Annotated in this window: 18 protein-coding genes; 16 read left to right on the top strand and 2 right to left on the bottom strand. The window is 63.2% G+C overall.

Features of this window, described 5'->3' with window-relative positions; translation table 11 throughout:
* Positions 1-44 precede the first annotated feature (44 nt).
* From ccoN (HX851_RS35965) to hemN, 14 genes are all read left to right on the top strand, one after another.
* Positions 45-1,469: a cytochrome-c oxidase, cbb3-type subunit I gene (ccoN, locus tag HX851_RS35965; RefSeq protein ID WP_177064315.1), complete on the top strand. Its 1,425-nt coding sequence runs from the start codon at positions 45-47 to the stop codon at positions 1,467-1,469.
* A gap of 10 nt (positions 1,470-1,479) precedes the next feature.
* Positions 1,480-2,088, top strand: a complete 609-nt coding sequence (ccoO, locus tag HX851_RS35960; protein WP_103032484.1) for a cytochrome-c oxidase, cbb3-type subunit II — start codon at positions 1,480-1,482, stop codon at positions 2,086-2,088.
* Positions 2,089-2,091: 3 nt separating this feature from the next.
* Entirely contained in the window at positions 2,092-2,286 is a 195-nt protein-coding gene (locus HX851_RS35955; protein WP_275936901.1) for a cbb3-type cytochrome oxidase subunit 3, read from the top strand.
* Positions 2,283-3,221: a cytochrome-c oxidase, cbb3-type subunit III gene (gene ccoP, locus HX851_RS35950; protein ID WP_177064314.1), complete on the top strand. Its 939-nt coding sequence runs from the start codon at positions 2,283-2,285 to the stop codon at positions 3,219-3,221. Before HX851_RS35955 ends, ccoP (HX851_RS35950) begins: the two co-directional genes overlap by 4 nt.
* Positions 3,222-3,555: 334 nt before the next feature.
* Positions 3,556-4,998, top strand: coding sequence for a cytochrome-c oxidase, cbb3-type subunit I (ccoN, locus tag HX851_RS35945; RefSeq protein ID WP_177057370.1), 1,443 nt, complete (start codon positions 3,556-3,558; stop codon positions 4,996-4,998).
* Positions 4,998-5,606, top strand: coding sequence for a cytochrome-c oxidase, cbb3-type subunit II (gene ccoO / locus HX851_RS35940; protein WP_177057371.1), 609 nt, complete (start codon positions 4,998-5,000; stop codon positions 5,604-5,606). The genes ccoN (HX851_RS35945) and ccoO (HX851_RS35940) overlap by 1 nt, the downstream gene beginning before the upstream one ends.
* 5 nt (positions 5,607-5,611) lie before the next feature.
* Entirely contained in the window at positions 5,612-5,797 is a 186-nt protein-coding gene (locus tag HX851_RS35935) for a CcoQ/FixQ family Cbb3-type cytochrome c oxidase assembly chaperone (RefSeq protein WP_003175465.1), read from the top strand.
* Complete coding sequence (gene ccoP / locus HX851_RS35930) at positions 5,794-6,768, top strand: cytochrome-c oxidase, cbb3-type subunit III (RefSeq protein WP_177064313.1); 975 nt, start codon at positions 5,794-5,796, stop codon at positions 6,766-6,768. Before HX851_RS35935 ends, ccoP (HX851_RS35930) begins: the two co-directional genes overlap by 4 nt.
* A gap of 304 nt (positions 6,769-7,072) precedes the next feature.
* Positions 7,073-8,488, top strand: coding sequence for a cytochrome c oxidase accessory protein CcoG (gene ccoG, locus HX851_RS35925; RefSeq protein WP_177064312.1), 1,416 nt, complete (start codon positions 7,073-7,075; stop codon positions 8,486-8,488).
* Positions 8,489-8,499: 11 nt separating this feature from the next.
* Positions 8,500-9,039 (top strand): FixH family protein, encoded by a 540-nt coding sequence (locus tag HX851_RS35920; RefSeq protein ID WP_177057374.1) that lies wholly within the window; start codon positions 8,500-8,502, stop codon positions 9,037-9,039.
* Positions 9,040-9,149: 110 nt separating this feature from the next.
* Positions 9,150-11,600 (top strand): heavy metal translocating P-type ATPase, encoded by a 2,451-nt coding sequence (locus HX851_RS35915; protein ID WP_177064311.1) that lies wholly within the window; start codon positions 9,150-9,152, stop codon positions 11,598-11,600.
* Between the two features lie 22 nt (positions 11,601-11,622).
* Complete coding sequence (gene ccoS / locus HX851_RS35910) at positions 11,623-11,841, top strand: cbb3-type cytochrome oxidase assembly protein CcoS (protein WP_177057376.1); 219 nt, start codon at positions 11,623-11,625, stop codon at positions 11,839-11,841.
* Positions 11,834-12,517 (top strand): sulfite exporter TauE/SafE family protein, encoded by a 684-nt coding sequence (locus HX851_RS35905; protein ID WP_177057377.1) that lies wholly within the window; start codon positions 11,834-11,836, stop codon positions 12,515-12,517. The genes ccoS and HX851_RS35905 overlap by 8 nt, the downstream gene beginning before the upstream one ends.
* Positions 12,518-12,721: 204 nt before the next feature.
* The gene (hemN, locus tag HX851_RS35900; protein WP_177057378.1) at positions 12,722-14,104 is read left to right on the top strand and encodes an oxygen-independent coproporphyrinogen III oxidase; all 1,383 of its coding nucleotides are present in this window, start codon (positions 12,722-12,724) and stop codon (positions 14,102-14,104) included.
* Between the two features lie 11 nt (positions 14,105-14,115).
* Here hemN and HX851_RS35895 read toward each other — a convergent pair whose 3' ends face one another.
* Positions 14,116-14,649: a hypothetical protein gene (locus HX851_RS35895; RefSeq protein ID WP_177057379.1), complete on the bottom strand. Its 534-nt coding sequence runs from the start codon at positions 14,647-14,649 to the stop codon at positions 14,116-14,118.
* Between the two features lie 155 nt (positions 14,650-14,804).
* Here HX851_RS35895 and fnr point away from each other — a divergent pair, with 155 nt between their 5' ends.
* Together fnr and HX851_RS35885 are read left to right on the top strand one after the other, a co-directional pair.
* The gene (gene fnr, locus HX851_RS35890) at positions 14,805-15,539 is read left to right on the top strand and encodes a fumarate/nitrate reduction transcriptional regulator Fnr (protein ID WP_177057380.1); all 735 of its coding nucleotides are present in this window, start codon (positions 14,805-14,807) and stop codon (positions 15,537-15,539) included.
* 56 nt (positions 15,540-15,595) lie between these two features.
* Positions 15,596-16,144 (top strand): adenine phosphoribosyltransferase, encoded by a 549-nt coding sequence (locus tag HX851_RS35885; RefSeq protein ID WP_177064310.1) that lies wholly within the window; start codon positions 15,596-15,598, stop codon positions 16,142-16,144.
* Between the two features lie 15 nt (positions 16,145-16,159).
* Here the strand turns inward: HX851_RS35885 and HX851_RS35880 are convergent, their stop codons facing one another.
* On the bottom strand, positions 16,160-17,308 hold the full coding sequence (locus HX851_RS35880; RefSeq protein ID WP_177057382.1) for an acyl-CoA dehydrogenase family protein: 1,149 nt from the start codon (positions 17,306-17,308) through the stop codon (positions 16,160-16,162).
* Between the last annotated feature and the right edge of the window lie 150 nt (positions 17,309-17,458).

The raw sequence follows: 17,458 nt of genomic DNA, 5'->3' as shown, positions 1-17,458 counted from the left end.
GAATGCAACAGCGCCGGCCGGGTCTGAACCGTGGATGGGGAACCATGAACACTTCAATCAGTACCGCCTACAACTACAGGGTGGTCCGCCAATTCGCCATTATGACGGTGTTGTGGGGCATCGTCGGGATGGGCCTCGGGGTCTTCCTCGCCGCCCAATTGGTCTGGCCCGAACTCAACTTCAATCTGCCGTGGACCAGCTTCGGTCGTCTGCGTCCACTGCACACCAATGCGGTGATCTTCGCCTTTGGCGGCTGCGCGCTCTTCGCCAGTTCCTACTACTCGGTGCAACGCACCTGCCAGACCCAGCTATTTTCGCCGAAAGTGGCGGCGTTCACCTTCTGGGGCTGGCAACTGGTCATTCTGCTGGCGGCCATCAGCCTGCCGCTGGGCTACACCAGTTCCAAGGAATACGCCGAACTGGAATGGCCGATCGACATCCTGATCACCATCGTCTGGGTGGCCTACGCCTACGTATTCTTCGGCACCGTGATGAAGCGCACCACCAAGCACATCTATGTGGGCAACTGGTTCTTCGGTGCCTTCATCATCACCGTGGCGATCCTGCATATCGTCAACAACCTGGAAATCCCGGTCAGCCTGACCAAGTCCTACTCGGTGTATGCCGGGGCCACCGACGCCATGGTCCAGTGGTGGTACGGGCACAACGCCGTGGGCTTCTTCCTGACCGCCGGTTTCCTCGGGATGATGTACTACTTCGTGCCGAAACAGGCCGAACGCCCGGTATATTCCTATCGCCTGTCCATCGTCCACTTCTGGGCACTGATCACCCTGTACATCTGGGCCGGCCCGCACCACCTGCACTACACCGCCCTGCCGGACTGGGCGCAGTCGCTGGGCATGGTGATGTCGCTGATTCTCCTGGCACCGAGCTGGGGCGGCATGATCAACGGCATGATGACCCTCTCGGGCGCCTGGCATAAGTTGCGCAGCGACCCGATCCTGCGTTTCCTCGTGGTGTCCCTGGCGTTCTACGGCATGTCGACCTTCGAAGGCCCGATGATGGCGATCAAGACCGTCAACGCCCTCTCCCACTACACCGACTGGACCATCGGCCACGTGCATGCCGGCGCCCTGGGCTGGGTGGCGATGATTTCCATCGGCGCGCTGTATCACATGATCCCGAAAGTCTTCGGCCGCACGCAGATGCACAGCCTCGGCCTGATCAACGCGCACTTCTGGCTCGCGACCATCGGCACCGTGCTCTACATCGCCTCGATGTGGGTCAACGGTATCGCCCAGGGCCTGATGTGGCGGGCGGTCAACGAGGACGGCACGCTGACCTACTCCTTCGTCGAAACCCTGGTGGCCAGCCATCCCGGCTTCGTCGTGCGGCTGATCGGCGGGGCGATCTTCCTCAGCGGCATGCTGCTGATGGCCTACAACACCTGGCGCACCGTGCGCGGCGCAGAGCCAGCCACCGTCACCGCCGCCGCGCAGACGGCCTGAGGAGTTCGCCATGAAACACGAAGTGATTGAAAAGAACGTCGGCCTGTTGATGCTGCTGATGGTCTTCGCCGTCAGCATCGGCGGCCTGACCCAGATCGTCCCGCTGTTCTTCCAGGACGTCACCAACAAGCCGGTGGAAGGCATGAAGCCCTACACCGCGCTGCAACTGGAAGGTCGCGATATCTACATCCGCGAAGGCTGCGTCGGTTGCCACTCGCAGATGATCCGGCCGTTCCGCGCCGAGACCGAACGCTACGGACACTACTCGGTGGCCGGCGAAAGCGTCTGGGACCATCCGTTCCTGTGGGGTTCCAAGCGCACCGGGCCGGACCTGGCACGGGTCGGCGGCCGCTACTCGGAAGACTGGCACCGCGCGCACCTGTACAACCCGCGCAACGTGGTCCCGGAGTCGAAGATGCCGGCCTACCCCTGGCTGGTGGCCAACGCCCTGGACAGCAGCCACACCGAAACCAAGCTGCGGGCCATGCGTACCCTCGGCGTGCCCTACACCGACGACGACATCAGCGGCGCGGTCGCCAGCCTCAAGGGCAAGACCGAGATGGACGCGCTGGTCGCCTACCTGCAAGTGCTCGGCACTGCGATCAAGAGCAAGAGGTGAGCCATGGAGATGAGTAGCGGAATGATCCGCGGCCTCGGCACCCTGGTGGTGATGATTGCCTTCGTCGGCCTCGCCATCTGGGTGTTCAACGCCAAGCGCAATCCGGAGTTCGCCCAGGCGCGCATGCTGCCGTTCGCCGACGAGCCCTTGCCCGAAACACCCGAACAAGACCCTGCTACAAGGAGCAACCGGCCATGACCACCTTCTGGAGTACGTACATCTGCGTACTGACCATCGGCAGCTTGATCGGCCTGACCTGGCTGTTGCTCGGCACCCGCAAGGGCGAAACCAAGGGCAGCGTCGACCAGACCATGGGCCACAGCTTCGACGGCATCGAGGAGTACGACAACCCGTTGCCGCAGTGGTGGTTCATGCTGTTCGCCGGGACCCTGGTGTTTGCCGTCGGCTACCTGATCCTCTACCCCGGCCTGGGCAACTGGAAAGGCATCCTGCCCGGCTATGAGAACGGCTGGACCGGCGTGCACGAGTGGGAAAAGGAGATGGACAAGGCCGACGCCAAGTTCGGGCCGATCTTCGCCAGATTCGCCGCCATGCCGGTGGAGGAAGTGGCCAAGGACCCGCAGGCGCTGAAAATGGGCGGTCGCCTGTTCGCCTCCAACTGCGCGGTCTGCCATGGCTCGGACGCCAAGGGCGCCTACGGCTTCCCCAACCTCGCCGACAACATCTGGCGCTGGGGCGGCAGCGCCGAGACGATCAAGACCACCATCATGGGCGGGCGCGTCGCGGCCATGCCGGCCTGGGGCGAAATCCTCGGTGAAGACGGGGTGAAGAACGTCGCCGCCTACGTCCGTCATGACCTGGCCAAGCTGCCGCTGCCACAGGACTCCACGGCGGACCTGGCGGCGGGCCGGCAATCGTTCAGCACCACCTGCATCGCCTGCCATGGTGCCACCGGCCAGGGCAGCCCGATCATGGGGGCTCCGGACCTGACCCAGCCCGCCGGCTTTATCTACGGCAGCAGCCTGGTGCAGTTGCAGCAGACCATCCGCCACGGGCGCCAGGGCCATATGCCGGCCCAGAACGAACTGCTCGGCAACGACAAGGTGCAACTGTTGGCGGCGTACGTATTCAGTCTCTCTCACGGCAGTCAAGGAGAAGATAAGGCTCAATAAATACCGGATATTTCCTGCCGCATCGATCAGGATGCGGCAGTTCCCTGCCTGTACGCGACCAAGTGTCGCACCTCTCTTTTAGTCCGCCTACCCACTCCCGGGAATCGGTACTAAGCTTTGCAAACCTCGATCAATCCGCAACCCCTCGCCTGCCGGTCAGTCCGGGTATCCGCGAGTGCGCGTTTTGACCTTACACCGAGCATGGAAAGGCCGCAGAATCAGCGTCGTAACGTATTGACCCAGGTCATGGCGCGTTGCAATGACCCTACACTTTATCCATACTTGCGGCCGATTTTCACCCCTAATAACTATACCCAAACCGTGGAACCTTAGAATGAGCACAGCAATCAGTCCGACTGCTTATAACTATAAGGTAGTCCGCCAGTTCGCCATCATGACGGTGGTCTGGGGGATCCTTGGCATGGGGCTCGGAGTATTCATCGCCTCTCAATTGGTCTGGCCGGAGCTGAATTTCGGTCTGCCGTGGACGAGTTTTGGACGCCTGCGCCCGTTGCACACCAACCTGGTGATCTTCGCCTTCGGTGGTTGTGCATTGTTTGCCACCTCCTACTACGTGGTGCAGCGTACCTGCCAGGTGCGACTGATCTCCGACAGCCTCGCGGCCTTCCACTTCTGGGGTTGGCAGGCGGTGATCATCGGCGCCATCGTGACCCTGCCACTGGGTTACACCACCACCAAGGAATACGCCGAACTGGAATGGCCGCTGGCTATCCTCCTGGCGATCGTCTGGGTGGTCTACGCGCTGGTGTTCTTCGGCACCATCGTCAAGCGCAAGACCAAGCACATCTATGTCGGCAACTGGTTCTACGGCGCCTTCATCGTCGTCACCGCCATGCTGCACATCGTCAACCACGCCTCCCTGCCGGTGAGTTTCTTCAAGTCCTATTCGGCCTACGCCGGGGCGACGGATGCGATGATCCAGTGGTGGTACGGGCACAACGCGGTGGGCTTCTTCCTGACCACAGGTTTCCTCGGGATGATGTACTACTTCGTGCCGAAACAGGCCGAGCGCCCGATCTACTCCTATCGCCTGTCCATCGTCCACTTCTGGGCACTGATCACCCTGTATATCTGGGCCGGCCCGCACCACCTGCACTACACCGCCCTGCCGGACTGGGCGCAGTCGCTGGGCATGGCCATGTCGATCATCCTCCTGGCACCGAGCTGGGGCGGCATGATCAACGGCATGATGACCCTCTCGGGCGCCTGGCATAAGCTGCGCACCGATCCGATCCTGCGCTTCCTGGTGGTATCCCTGGCGTTCTACGGCATGTCGACCTTCGAAGGGCCGATGATGGCGATCAAGACCGTCAACTCGCTGTCCCACTACACCGACTGGACCATCGGCCACGTTCACGCCGGTGCCCTGGGCTGGGTGGCGATGATTTCCATCGGCGCGATCTACCACATGATTCCCAAGCTGTTCGGGCGTGCGCAGATGCACAGCGTCGGCCTGATCAACACCCACTTCTGGCTCGCGACCATCGGTACCGTGCTCTACATCGCCTCGATGTGGGTCAACGGCATCACCCAGGGCCTGATGTGGCGGGCAATCAACGACGACGGCACCCTGACCTATTCGTTCGTCGAAGCGCTGCAGGCCAGCCACCCCGGCTACATCGTTCGCGCCCTGGGCGGTGCGTTCTTCGCCAGCGGCATGCTGTTCATGGCCTACAACGTGTACCGCACCGTTCGTGCCTCGAACCCGGCTGAAGCTGAAGCCGCCGCTCAGATCGCTGTCGTTGGAGCTCACTGATGAAGCACGAAGTAGTCGAGAAGAATATCGGCCTGCTGGCCTTCTTCATGGTCATCGCCGTCAGTATCGGCGGCCTGACCCAGATCGTTCCGCTGTTCTTCCAGGACGTCACCAACAAGCCGGTCGAAGGCATGAAGCCGCGCTCGGCACTGGAACTGGAAGGCCGTGACATCTACATCGCCAACGGTTGTGTCGGCTGCCACTCGCAGATGATCCGGCCGTTCCGCGCTGAGACCGAACGCTACGGGCACTATTCGGTTGCCGGTGAAAGCGTCTGGGACCACCCGTTCCTGTGGGGTTCCAAGCGTACCGGCCCGGACCTGGCCCGTGTCGGCGGTCGTTACTCCGATGACTGGCACCGCGCGCACCTGTACAACCCGCGCAACGTGGTGCCCGAGTCGAAAATGCCGGCGTACCCGTTCCTCGTGGAAAACAAGCTCGACGGCAAGGACACCGCGAAGAAAATGGAGGTCCTGCGCTCCCTCGGCGTACCTTACACCGACGAAGACATCGCCGGTGCGAAAGACGCCGTGAAGGGCAAGACCGAAATGGACGCGCTGGTGGCCTACTTGCAAGGCCTGGGCACCATCATCAAAAGCAAACGGTGATCTGGATGGATATCGGGATGATTCGTGGCCTGGGCACCGTCGTGGTGATGGTGGCCTTTATCGGCCTGGCGTTGTGGGTATTCAGCCCCAAGCGCAAGTCGGAGTTTGAAGACGCGACCTTGCTGCCTTTCGCGGATGATCCCGAAGCCATCAAGCACGTCGAGCAAGCTTCTAGGAGTAACAAAGAATGACTACGTTCTGGAGTCTGTACGTCACAGTCCTCAGTCTGGGTACCATCTTCGCCCTGACCTGGCTGCTGCTGTCGACCCGCAAGGGCCAGCGCGCCGAGCAGACCGACGAGACGGTCGGCCACTCCTTCGACGGGATCGAGGAGTACGACAATCCGTTGCCGAAGTGGTGGTTCATGCTGTTCGTCGGCACCATCATCTTCGCCCTCGGCTACCTGGCACTGTACCCCGGCCTGGGCAACTGGAAAGGCCTGCTGCCAGGTTATGGTTACCTCGACAACGAGAAGCAGACCCCCTTCGCCAACGGCCAGACCGGCTGGACCGGCGTGCACGAGTGGGAGAAGGAAATGGCCCGTTCGGACGCCAGGTTCGGACCGATCTTCGCCAAGTACGCGGCCATGCCGATCGAGGAAGTGGCCAAGGACCCGCAAGCCCTGAAAATGGGCGGGCGCCTGTTCGCCTCCAACTGCTCGGTCTGCCATGGTTCCGACGCCAAGGGCGCCTATGGCTTCCCCAACCTGACCGACGAAGACTGGCGCTGGGGCGGTGACCCGCAAACCATCAAGACCACCATCATGGGCGGTCGCCACGCGGTGATGCCGGCCTGGGCCGATGTGATCGGCGAGCAGGGCGTGGCCGATGTCGCCGCGTTCGTGCTGACCAATCTCGACGGCCGCAAGCTGCCGGAAGGCGCCAAGGCCGACCCGGCCAACGGGCAGAAGCTCTTCGCCGCCAACTGCGTGGCCTGCCACGGTCCGGAAGGCAAGGGCACCCCGGCCATGGGCGCTCCGAACCTGACGCACCCGGCTGCGTTCATCTACGGTTCGAGCTTCGCGCAACTGCAGCAGACCATCCGTTACGGCCGCCAGGGCCAGATGCCTGCCCAGGAACAGACCCAGGGCAACGACAAGGTCCACTTGCTGGCCGCCTACGTCTACAGCCTGTCCCACGGCGACAACAAGCCCGCGGAATAAATACCCGGCTTGCCGCGACACCCGAGGCCCCGCCCGTGCAGACTGGCGGGGCCTTTTTCATCCGCGGGCGCTCTGCCACGGCAGCAATCGGCCCGTCGCGCCACGCGGTTTCATCTATAGTCAATTGACCTGCATCATGCTTTGTTACATTTGCTACACCATCCAGGCCATTCCCCCAACGCGACCAAAGGTCGCACCCTTGAGCCGGGGTGACAGGCGTATCATTGCGCCACTGCACTACCCTTTCTGATCGCGGTCGGCATGTACTGACCGAGGCATTTTCCCCCAGCCGTGGGATGCAATGATGAGCAACCAGATTCCGGTACACGACGTTACTCCGCCTGCCAAGCACTCGAACGACACCGTCGATCTCTACGCCTCACGCGAAAAAATCTACACCCGGGCCTTCACCGGCCTGTTCCGCAACCTGCGGATGACCGGCGGCGCCGCACTGTTCCTGCTGTATTTCGGCACCGTGTGGCTGGACTGGGGCGGCCACCAGGCGGTCTGGTGGAACCTGCCCGAACGCAAGTTCTTCATCTTCGGCGCGACCTTCTGGCCCCAGGACTTCATCCTGCTCTCGGGCATGCTGATCATCGCCGCCTTCGGCCTGTTCTTCATCACCGTCTACGCCGGACGCGTGTGGTGCGGTTACACCTGCCCGCAAAGCGTCTGGACCTGGATCTTCATGTGGTGCGAAAAGGTCACCGAAGGCGACCGCAACCAGCGCATCAAGCTGGACAAGGCGCCCATGAGCGCCAACAAGTTCCTGCGCAAGTTCGGCAAGCACAGCCTCTGGCTGCTGATCGGCTTCGTCACCGGCATGACCTTTGTCGGCTACTTCTCGCCGATCCGCGAACTGGTCGTCGACTTCTTCACCGGCCAGGCCGATGGCTGGTCGTATTTCTGGGTCGGTTTCTTCACCCTCGCCACCTACGGCAACGCCGGCTGGCTGCGCGAACAGGTGTGCATCTACATGTGCCCCTATGCGCGGTTCCAGAGCGTGATGTTCGACAAGGACACGTTGATCGTCTCCTACGACCCGCGTCGTGGCGAAGGCCGTGGTCCACGCAAGAAAGGCGCCGACTACAAGGCCCAGGGCCTCGGCGACTGCATCGACTGCACGATGTGCGTGCAGGTCTGCCCCACCGGCATCGACATCCGCGACGGCCTGCAGATCGAGTGCATCGGCTGTGCCGCCTGCATCGACGCCTGCGACAGCATCATGGACAAGATGGAATACCCGCGCGGCCTGATCAGCTACACCACCGAGCACAACCTCTCCGGGCAGAAAACCCAAAAGCTGCGTCCGCGCCTGATCGGTTATGCGCTGGTGCTGCTGGCGATGATCAGCCTGCTGGTGACGGCCTTCTTCATGCGTTCGCTGGTGGGCTTCGATGTCAGCAAGGACCGTGTGCTCTACCGCGAGAATGCCGAGGGCCGGATCGAGAACGTCTACAGTCTGAAGATCATGAACAAGGACCAGCGCGACCACACCTACGTCCTCGATGCCAGCGGCCTGCCGGACCTGAAACTGCAAGGACGACGCGAGATCAAGGTACCGGCCGGGGAAATCTTCAGCATGCCGTTCGAACTGTCCAGTGCCCCGGAACAACTGCCGTCAAGTACCAACGAGGTGAAATTCATCCTCCGCGATGCCGATGACGACAGCGTCCATATTGAAGCCAAGAGCCGATTCATCGGCCCGCAAATTCGCTAAGGGAACCCACAATGTCCGTCGCAACCGCCACCAGCCCCTGGTACAAGCACCTCTGGCCCTGGATCATCATCGGCATCCTGGCCTGTTCGGTGACCCTGACCCTGTCGATGGTGACCATCGCGGTGAAGAACCCGGACAACCTGGTCAACGACAACTACTACGAGGCCGGCAAGGGCATCAACCGCTCACTGGACCGCGAGCTGCTGGCCCAGACCCTGAAGATGCGCGCCAACGTGCACCTCGACGAAGTCACCGGCGAAGTCGACCTGCGCCTGAGCGGCGCCAGCCAACCGGCGACGCTGGAACTGAACCTGATCTCGCCGACCCAGCCGCAGAAGGATCGACGCATCACCCTGAACCGCAGCGAGACGGAACAGGGACGTTACATCGGCCAGTTGAGCGACAAGGTCGAAGGCCGGCGTTTCGTCGAACTGCTGGGCGTGCAGGACGACAAGACCTGGCGTATGTTCGAGGAAGAACAGGTCAGCCACGACAAGGACCTGCTATTGGGCGATGAGCCGCTGCAAGGCGCCGAAGACCTCGACAAATAAAAATTGCCCTCTGTGGGAGCCGGCTTGCCGGCGATAGATCTTGAGCCTTGCCTGGCAGCTCAGGACGCCATCGCCGGCAAGCCGGCTCCTACAGGTCATCGACAGTGCCTATGACCACGCCTACCCCCTGCTACCACTGCGCCCTGCCCGTCCCCGCCGGCAGTCGTTTCACCGCGACCGTCCTCGGGGAAACCCGCGAATTCTGCTGCCCCGGCTGCCAGGCCGTGGCCGAAGCCATCGTCGCCGGTGGCCTGGAGCATTACTACAGCCACCGCAGCGAAGCCTCCTCCAATCCCGACGTGCTGCCGGTGCAACTGCCGGACGAACTGGCGTTGTACGACCGCGCCGATGTGCAGCAACCCTTCGTCCACCACGATGGCGAGCTCGTCGAAGCCACCCTGTTGATGGAAGGGATCAGTTGCGCGGCCTGTGGCTGGCTGATCGAAAAACACCTGCGCAACCTGCCGGCCGTGGCCGAGGCGCGGCTGAACCTGTCCAATCATCGACTGCAGGTGCGCTGGATCGACAGCCAACTGGCCCTGAGCACGCTGCTCGCCGAGTTGCGCCAGATCGGCTACGCCGCCCACCCTTATCAACCCGACCGCGCCAGCGAACAGCTGGCCAGTGAAAACCGCAAGTCCTTGCGCCAGTTGGGCCTGGCCGGCCTGCTGTGGTTCCAGGCAATGATGGCGACCATGGCCACCTGGCCGGAATTCAATATCGACCTGAGTCCCGAGCTGCACACCATCCTGCGCTGGGTCGCGCTGTTCCTCACCACCCCGATCGTGTTCTACAGCTGCGCACCGTTCTTTCGTGGTGCCCTGCGTGACCTGCGGACCCGCCACCTGACCATGGACGTCTCGGTCTCGCTGGCCATCGGCAGCGCCTATTGCGCGGGGATCTGGACCTCGATCAGCGGTGTCGGCGAGCTGTATTTCGATGCCGTCGGCATGTTCGCGCTGTTCCTGCTCACCGGTCGTTACCTGGAGCGTCGCGCCCGCGAGCGCACGGCGGCGGCCACCGCACAACTGGTCAACCTGTTGCCGGCCTCCTGCCTGCGCCTGCTGGCGGACGGCCAGAGCGAACGGATCCTGCTCGGCGAACTGCGCCTGGGCGATCATGTGCTGGTGCATCCCGGCGCGGTCCTGCCGGCGGACGGCAGGATTCTCGAAGGCCAGTCGAGCATCGATGAGTCGCTGCTGACCGGGGAATACCTGCCGCAACCACGCACGCCGGGGGATGCCGTCACCGCCGGTACACTGAACGTCGAAGGCGCATTGACGGTCGGGGTCCTGGCCCTCGGCCAGGATACCCGGCTGTCCGCCATCGTCCGCCTGCTGGAGCGCGCCCAGAGCGAGAAACCACGCCTGGCGGAAATCGCCGACCGCGCCTCGCAGTGGTTCCTGCTGCTGTCGCTGATCGCGGCGGCGGCCATCGGCCTGCTCTGGTGGCACCTCGACCCGGACCGGGCGTTCTGGATCGTCCTGGCGATGCTGGTGGCGACCTGCCCATGCGCGCTGTCGCTGGCCACCCCGACAGCGCTGACCGCCGCCACCGGCACCCTGCACAAACTCGGCTTGCTGCTGACCCGTGGCCATGTCCTCGAAGGCCTGAACCAGATCGACACGGTGATTTTCGACAAGACCGGCACCCTGACCGAAGGCCGCCTGGCCTTGCGCACCATCCGCCCGCTGCGGGAGCTGGACAGCGAGCGCTGCCTGGCCCTGGCCGCCGCCCTGGAAAACCGCTCCGAACATCCGATCGCCAAGGCTTTCGGCCGCGCCCCGCAAGCTGCCGAAGATGTCCTCAGCACGCCCGGACGCGGCCTGGAAGGTCGGGTCGGCGAACAGCAACTGCGTATCGGCCAGGCGGCGTTCGTCTGCGCCCTCAGCGGCTGCGCGATCCCGGCGCCACCGGATGCCGCCGGGCAGTGGCTGCTGCTGGGCGACAGCCACGGCGCGCTGGCCTGGTTTGTCCTCGATGACCGCCTGCGCAGCGATGCCCCGGCCTTGCTCGCCGCCTGTCGCGCACGGGGCTGGCGGACACTGCTGCTGTCCGGCGACAGCTCACCGATGGTCGCCAGCGTCGCCGTCGAACTGGACATCGACGAGGCCCGTGGCGGACTGCATCCGGATGCCAAGCTGCAGATCCTGAAACAGCTGCAGCAACAGGGCCACAAGGTGCTGATGCTCGGCGACGGCGTCAACGACGTACCGGTGCTGGCCGCCGCCGATATCAGCGTCGCCATGGGCTCGGCCACGGACCTGGCGAAAACCAGCGCCGATGCGGTGTTGCTGTCCAATCGCCTGGGCGCCCTGGTGCAGGCCTTCGGCCTGGCCCGCCGTACCCGTCGGGTAATCATCGAGAACCTGGTCTGGGCGGCGCTGTACAATGGCCTCATGTTACCGTTCGCCGCCCTCGGCTGGATCACGCCGGTGTGGGCCGCGGTCGGTATGTCCATCAGTTCGTTGACGGTGGTGCTGAATGCCCTGCGCCTGACTCGCCTGCCGAGTACGCCGGCCAGCCACGACCTACCCGATAGCCGCCCGCTGCCGGCCTGAGCCGCGCGGGCCTGGAGCAAAGATGCCAGCTCTCTACGTGATGATCCCGGCGGCACTGCTGATCGTCGCCATCGCCGTCTACATCTTCTTCTGGGCGGTGGACAGCGGCCAATACGACGACCTCGACGGTCCGGCCCACAGCATCCTGTTCGATGACCAGGACCCGAACCACAAGGCCGCCATCGACGAGGCCGACGGGGCTCCCCGCGACCACGACCAACAGGCCCCGCCCCATGCTTGAACTGGCGCCTCTGCTGGTCTCGGCGGTGATTCTCGGCTTGCTCGGCGGCGGCCATTGCCTGGGCATGTGCGGCGGCCTGATGGGCGCCCTGACCCTGGCGATCCCCAAGGAACAACGGGCACGGCGCCTGCGCCTGCTGCTGGCCTATAACCTCGGGCGGGTGCTCAGCTATGCCACCGCCGGCCTGTTGATCGGCCTCGCCGGCTGGGCCGTGGCGAGCAGCCCGGCGGCGATGCTGTTGCGGGTGCTGGCCGGCCTGCTGCTGATCGCCATGGGCCTGTACCTGGCCGGCTGGTGGAGCGGCCTGACCCGCGTGGAAAGCCTCGGACGCGGCCTGTGGCGGCATATCCAGCCCGTCGCCAGCCGCCTCCTGCCGGTGTCGAGCCTGCCCCGGGCCCTGCTGCTCGGAGCCCTGTGGGGCTGGCTGCCCTGCGGCCTGGTCTACAGCACGTTGCTGTGGGCGGCGAGCCAGGGCAATGCCGTCGACAGCGCGCTGTTGATGCTGGCCTTCGGCCTCGGGACCTGGCCGATCCTGCTGGCCACCGGGCTGGCGGCGGAGCGGGTCACCGCCGTGCTGCGCAAGCGCAGCGTACGCCTGGGCGGCGGAGTGCTGGTGATGCTGTTCGGCCTCTGGACCCTACCCGGCCCGCACCAGCACTGGCTGATGGGGCACTGATCGCCTTCCGAACCTGCAGGAGCCGGCTTGCCGGCGATGGCGCCAGAGCGTTCACCACAAGACTCAAGGGCCTCATCGCCGGCAAGCCGGCTCCTACACGGTTCGGTTGCGCCAGCCATAGGCCGCCGTTGATGCAAATCAACATGCCTCCTCGGTCCTCCTCCTAGACTCCGGGCATTGCAGCCAATCCGGGGGAACGCCCGCATGCTCGACGCCATTCGTTGGGACTCTGATCTGATCCACCGCTACGACCTCGCGGGACCGCGCTACACCTCCTATCCCACCGCCGTGCAGTTCAACAGCCAGGTCGGCACCTTCGACCTGCTGCATGCCCTGCGCGACAGTCGCAAGGCCCTGCGGCCCCTGTCGCTATATGTGCATGTGCCGTTCTGCGCGAACATCTGCTACTACTGCGCCTGCAACAAGGTCATCACCAAGGACCGCGGCCGGGCCCTGCCCTATCTGCAGCGCCTGGAACAGGAAATCCAGCTGGTGGCCTGTCACCTGGACCCGAACCAGAAAGTCGAGCAGTTGCATTTCGGTGGCGGCACGCCGACCTTTCTCAGCCACGACGAACTGCGCCAGCTGATGGCCAGCCTGCGCCAGCACTTCAACCTGCTGGACGACGATTCCGGCGACTACGGCATCGAGATCGATCCGCGGGAAGCCGACTGGTCGACCATGGGCCTGCTTCGCGAACTGGGTTTCAACCGGGTCAGTATCGGCCTGCAGGACCTCGACCCGAACGTGCAGCGGGCGGTCAACCGTCTGCAAAGCCTGGAGGAGACCCGGGCAGTGATCGAGGCCGCGCGGACCCTGCAATTCCGTTCGATCAATATCGACCTGATCTACGGCTTGCCCAAGCAGACGCCGGAACACTTTGCGCGCACGGTCGACGAAGTGATCAACCTGCAGCCGGACCGGCTGTCGGTCTTCAACTATGCCCACCTGCCCGAGCGTTTCCTGCCCCAGCGGCGGATCAACAGCCATGAACTGCCGGTCCCGGCCGACAAGCTGGAAATGCTCCATCGCACCATCGAGCAACTCACCGCTGCCGGCTACCGCTATATCGGCATGGACCATTTCGCCCTGCCGGACGACGAACTGGCGATTGCCCAGGAGGAATCAACCCTGCAACGCAATTTCCAGGGCTACACCACCCACGGCCATTGCGACCTGATCGGCCTCGGCGTTTCGGCCATCAGCCAGATCGGCGATCTGTACTGCCAGAACAGCAGCGACCTGAACCAGTACCAGAACACCCTCGCCAGCGCCCAACTGGCCACCAGTCGTGGTCTGCTGTGCAACGCCGACGACCGCCTGCGCCGGGAAGTGATCCAGCAGATCATCTGTAATTTCAGCCTGGAGTTCGCCCGTATCGAAGAGCAGTTCACTATCGACTTCAGGGGCTATTTCGCCGCGCTCTGGCCGCAACTGACGGCCATGGCCGAGGATGGCCTGATCGAGCTGGACAACGAGCAACTCACCGTCCTGCCCGCGGGGCGCCTGCTGGTCCGGTCGGTGTGCATGGTATTCGACGCCTACCTGGAGCAGCAGAATCGCCAGCGGTTTTCCCGGGTGATCTAGGCTCCGGTGGATTATCTCGGTGGGCTTGCCAGCTCTTGCGCCTGCCTCATCCGGTCGCTGTTCAGGCCATCCGCTTCCATGGCCTTGCCCAGGACATCATTGGCCTTCATCAGCGCGGCATTGATGCCACTCATGGCCGAGGTCAGGTTGGAGATCTTGATCTGGGCGATCTGCGGATCCAGGTCCTTGTCGTTATGGATCTTGTCCAGCTCGGCCCGCAACTGCGCCAGTTTCCGTTGCAGGTCGCGAATGTTTTTCAACGCGGACTGGGTCCTGGACGGCAGGTCACTGTCTTCGATATCGGCGTATTCTTCCGAGCCGGAGCCCTTGACCGCTTGCTGCTTGCCCGCTTCGGACAGGTTGACCTTGACCCCTTCGGGTGCCGCCGATTGGTCCTGGTCGATTTCATCAGCCCTGCCGGTATTGCGCAGAATCTGCTCACGGCTCGCCTTGATCGCAGCGGCGGAGGCGTCGTCCATGGTGTCGAAGTTACGGGGGACTTCGGTGATGGCAAACATGGGAAGGGAATTGCCGATGGCAGTCATAGGGGATGCTCCATGCGATGACGAGTTCAGCTTTGTATCGGCCCTGATACGAAAAACCTTAACGAGGGTGCGCCATTTTGGCGCAGGCTGGCCTCAATGGCCCTCACTGGGGTACCCTTACGTCTTATGTGTGTTTTCCCACAAGGATTTAAGAAATGTCTGAGCCCGTGAAATTGCGCGCCCACAGCCAGGCCCATTGCAAGGATTGCAGCCTGGCTCCTCTCTGCCTGCCACTTTCACTGAATCTGGAAGACATGGATGCGCTGGACGAAATCGTAAAACGCGGGCGTCCGCTGAAAAAAGGCGAGTTCCTGTTTCGCCAGGGCGACACCTTCGGCTCCGTCTATGCCGTACGTTCCGGGGCCTTGAAGACCTTCAGCCTGAGCGACAGCGGCGAAGAACAGATCACCGGCTTCCACTTGCCGAGCGAGCTGGTCGGGTTGTCCGGCATGGACACCGAGACCTACCCGGTATCGGCCCAGGCCCTGGAGACCACCTCGGTCTGCGAGATTCCTTTCGAGCGTCTGGATGAACTGGCCCTGCAACTGCCACAACTGCGTCGCCAGTTGATGCGGGTGATGAGCCGGGAAATCCGCGACGACCAGCAGATGATGCTGCTGTTGTCGAAAAAGACCGCCGACGAACGGATCGCCACCTTCCTGGTCAACCTCTCGGCGCGTTTCCGTGCCCGTGGTTTCTCCGCCAACCAGTTTCGCCTGAGCATGTCGCGCAACGAGATCGGCAACTACCTGGGGCTGGCGGTGGAAACCGTGTCCCGGGTGTTCACCCGCTTCCAGGCCAGTGAACTGATCGCCGCCGAAGGCAAGGAAGTGCACATCCTCGACCCGATCCAGCTCTGCGCGCTCGCCGGCGGCTCGCTGGAAGGCTGATCCAGACACCCGTCGCGGGTATACTGGGCGCCTATAGCCCCCAGGACAACGCGACGATGGCCTTCGACAGCTTCGACATCAAATCCCTGATCCGCCCGGTTATCGACTTTCCAAAACCGGGAGTGATCTTCCGCGACATCACGCCGCTGTTTCAGTCGCCGAGGGCGGTCCGGCTGGTGGCCGATACCTTTATCCACCGTTATGTCGAAACCGATTTCACCCATATCGGCGCCATGGATGCCCGCGGTTTCCTGATCGGCTCGATCATCGCCTATCAGTTGAACAAGCCACTGATCCTGTTCCGCAAGCAGGGCAAGTTGCCGGCGGATGTGTTGTCCGAGGGTTATCAGACCGAATACGGCGAAGCCTTCCTCGAAGTCCATGCCGACAGCCTGTGCGAAGGCGACTCGGTACTGATCTTCGATGACCTGATCGCCACCGGCGGCACGCTGATCGCCGCCGCCAACCTGGTACGGCGCATGGGCGCCAAGGTCCTCGAGGCCGCGGCCATCATCGACCTGCCGGAGCTCGGCGGTTCCCAGCGCCTGAACGACATGGGCATTGCGACCTACTGCCTGACCCAATTCTCCCTGTCGGAAAAATAACCCTTCACCGACGGCTCAAAGCCCCATCTGCTTGCTGATGATTTCGTTCATCACTTCGCGGGTGCCGCCGCCGATGGAGAGGATGCGGTTGTCGCGGTACAACCGCTCCACCAGGCTTTCGCGCATATAGCCCAGGCCGCCGAGGATCTGCACCGCATCGTGGGTGATGCGGTCAGCGGTGTCGGTGGCGAAATTCTTCGCCATCGACACCTCCTTGATCACGCTCTGCCCCGCGGCCATCTTCGCCGCCTGGCGGTAGGTGAACTCCCGGGAAACCTCCAGCGCGGTCGCCATCTCCGCCAAGCGATGTCTGATCACCTGGAACTTGCCGATGGGTTTGCCGAAGGCCTCGCGCTGTCCGGCCCATTTCAGGCTTTCTTCCAGTGCCAGTTGCGCAGTCATGTTGGCCATGATCGCCAAGGCCAGGCGCTCACTCTGGAAATTGCCCATGATGCAGGCAAAGCCCATGTTCTCGGCACCGATCAGGTTGCCGGCCGGGACCCGGCAATCATCGAAAAACAGTTCGGCGGTATCCGAGGCCCACCAGCCCATTTTCTTCAGCTGTCGGCCAACCGTGAACCCGGGCGTGCCTTTCTCGATCAGCAACAGGCTGATGCCGCCAAAGCCTGGCGCGCCGGTGCGTACCGCCACGGTGTAGTAGTCGGCACGAATGCCGCTGGTAATGAAGGTCTTGCTGCCGCTGACCCGGTAGCAGTCGCCGTCGCGCACGGCGCGGGTCTGCAGATTGGCGACATCCGAACCGCCGCCGGGTTCGGTCACCGCCAGGGCGCTGATCTTTTCTCCGGCCAGCACGGCCGGCACCACTCGTTCGCGAACCTCGGGACGCGCCCATCTGACAATCGGCGGCAGGCCGATATCCAGGGAACCGAGCCCCGCCACCAGGCCGCCGGAGCCGCAACGCATCAGTTCCTCGCTGGCCGCCACCTTGGCGAACAGGTCGCCTTCGTGACTGCCGCCCAGCGCTTCGGGATAACCGATACCGAGAATGCCCGCCGCACCGGCCTTGAGATAGAGCTCACGGGGAAAACCTTCGGCCTCCTCCCATTGCTCGATGTGCGCAAGGATCTCGCGCTCGACAAAACGCCTGACGCTGTCACGCACCCGTTGGTGGCTGGGATCGAAGTATTCCTGAAAGGCAGACATCGGCAAGCTCCCTGAGAAGACTCCAGGAAACTTACCTAGCGCTTGCTTGGTTTTCAACTCTTATCTGAGAAACGACACCGAGCCTTTTAGGAACTGGGCTCCTACAGCTACCGATCGTTCCCACACTCCGCATGGGCATGCAGCCCGTGA

It is taken from the genome of Pseudomonas gingeri (assembly GCF_013385635.1).
Classification (GTDB): Bacteria; Pseudomonadota; Gammaproteobacteria; order Pseudomonadales; family Pseudomonadaceae; genus Aquipseudomonas; species Aquipseudomonas gingeri_A.
This window is presented reverse-complemented; position numbering and strand designations above follow the sequence as displayed.

Coding starts and splice junctions, on each gene's coding strand:
- ccoN (WP_177064315.1), top strand. CDS start 45: ATGAACACTTCAATCAGTACCGCCTACAACTACAGGGTGGTCCGCCAA.
- ccoO (WP_103032484.1), top strand. CDS start 1,480: ATGAAACACGAAGTGATTGAAAAGAACGTCGGCCTGTTGATGCTGCTG.
- HX851_RS35955 (WP_275936901.1), top strand. CDS start 2,092: ATGGAGATGAGTAGCGGAATGATCCGCGGCCTCGGCACCCTGGTGGTG.
- ccoP (WP_177064314.1), top strand. CDS start 2,283: ATGACCACCTTCTGGAGTACGTACATCTGCGTACTGACCATCGGCAGC.
- ccoN (WP_177057370.1), top strand. CDS start 3,556: ATGAGCACAGCAATCAGTCCGACTGCTTATAACTATAAGGTAGTCCGC.
- ccoO (WP_177057371.1), top strand. CDS start 4,998: ATGAAGCACGAAGTAGTCGAGAAGAATATCGGCCTGCTGGCCTTCTTC.
- HX851_RS35935 (WP_003175465.1), top strand. CDS start 5,612: ATGGATATCGGGATGATTCGTGGCCTGGGCACCGTCGTGGTGATGGTG.
- ccoP (WP_177064313.1), top strand. CDS start 5,794: ATGACTACGTTCTGGAGTCTGTACGTCACAGTCCTCAGTCTGGGTACC.
- ccoG (WP_177064312.1), top strand. CDS start 7,073: ATGAGCAACCAGATTCCGGTACACGACGTTACTCCGCCTGCCAAGCAC.
- HX851_RS35920 (WP_177057374.1), top strand. CDS start 8,500: ATGTCCGTCGCAACCGCCACCAGCCCCTGGTACAAGCACCTCTGGCCC.
- HX851_RS35915 (WP_177064311.1), top strand. CDS start 9,150: ATGACCACGCCTACCCCCTGCTACCACTGCGCCCTGCCCGTCCCCGCC.
- ccoS (WP_177057376.1), top strand. CDS start 11,623: ATGCCAGCTCTCTACGTGATGATCCCGGCGGCACTGCTGATCGTCGCC.
- HX851_RS35905 (WP_177057377.1), top strand. CDS start 11,834: ATGCTTGAACTGGCGCCTCTGCTGGTCTCGGCGGTGATTCTCGGCTTG.
- hemN (WP_177057378.1), top strand. CDS start 12,722: ATGCTCGACGCCATTCGTTGGGACTCTGATCTGATCCACCGCTACGAC.
- HX851_RS35895 (WP_177057379.1), bottom strand. CDS start 14,649: ATGACTGCCATCGGCAATTCCCTTCCCATGTTTGCCATCACCGAAGTC.
- fnr (WP_177057380.1), top strand. CDS start 14,805: ATGTCTGAGCCCGTGAAATTGCGCGCCCACAGCCAGGCCCATTGCAAG.
- HX851_RS35885 (WP_177064310.1), top strand. CDS start 15,596: ATGGCCTTCGACAGCTTCGACATCAAATCCCTGATCCGCCCGGTTATC.
- HX851_RS35880 (WP_177057382.1), bottom strand. CDS start 17,308: ATGTCTGCCTTTCAGGAATACTTCGATCCCAGCCACCAACGGGTGCGT.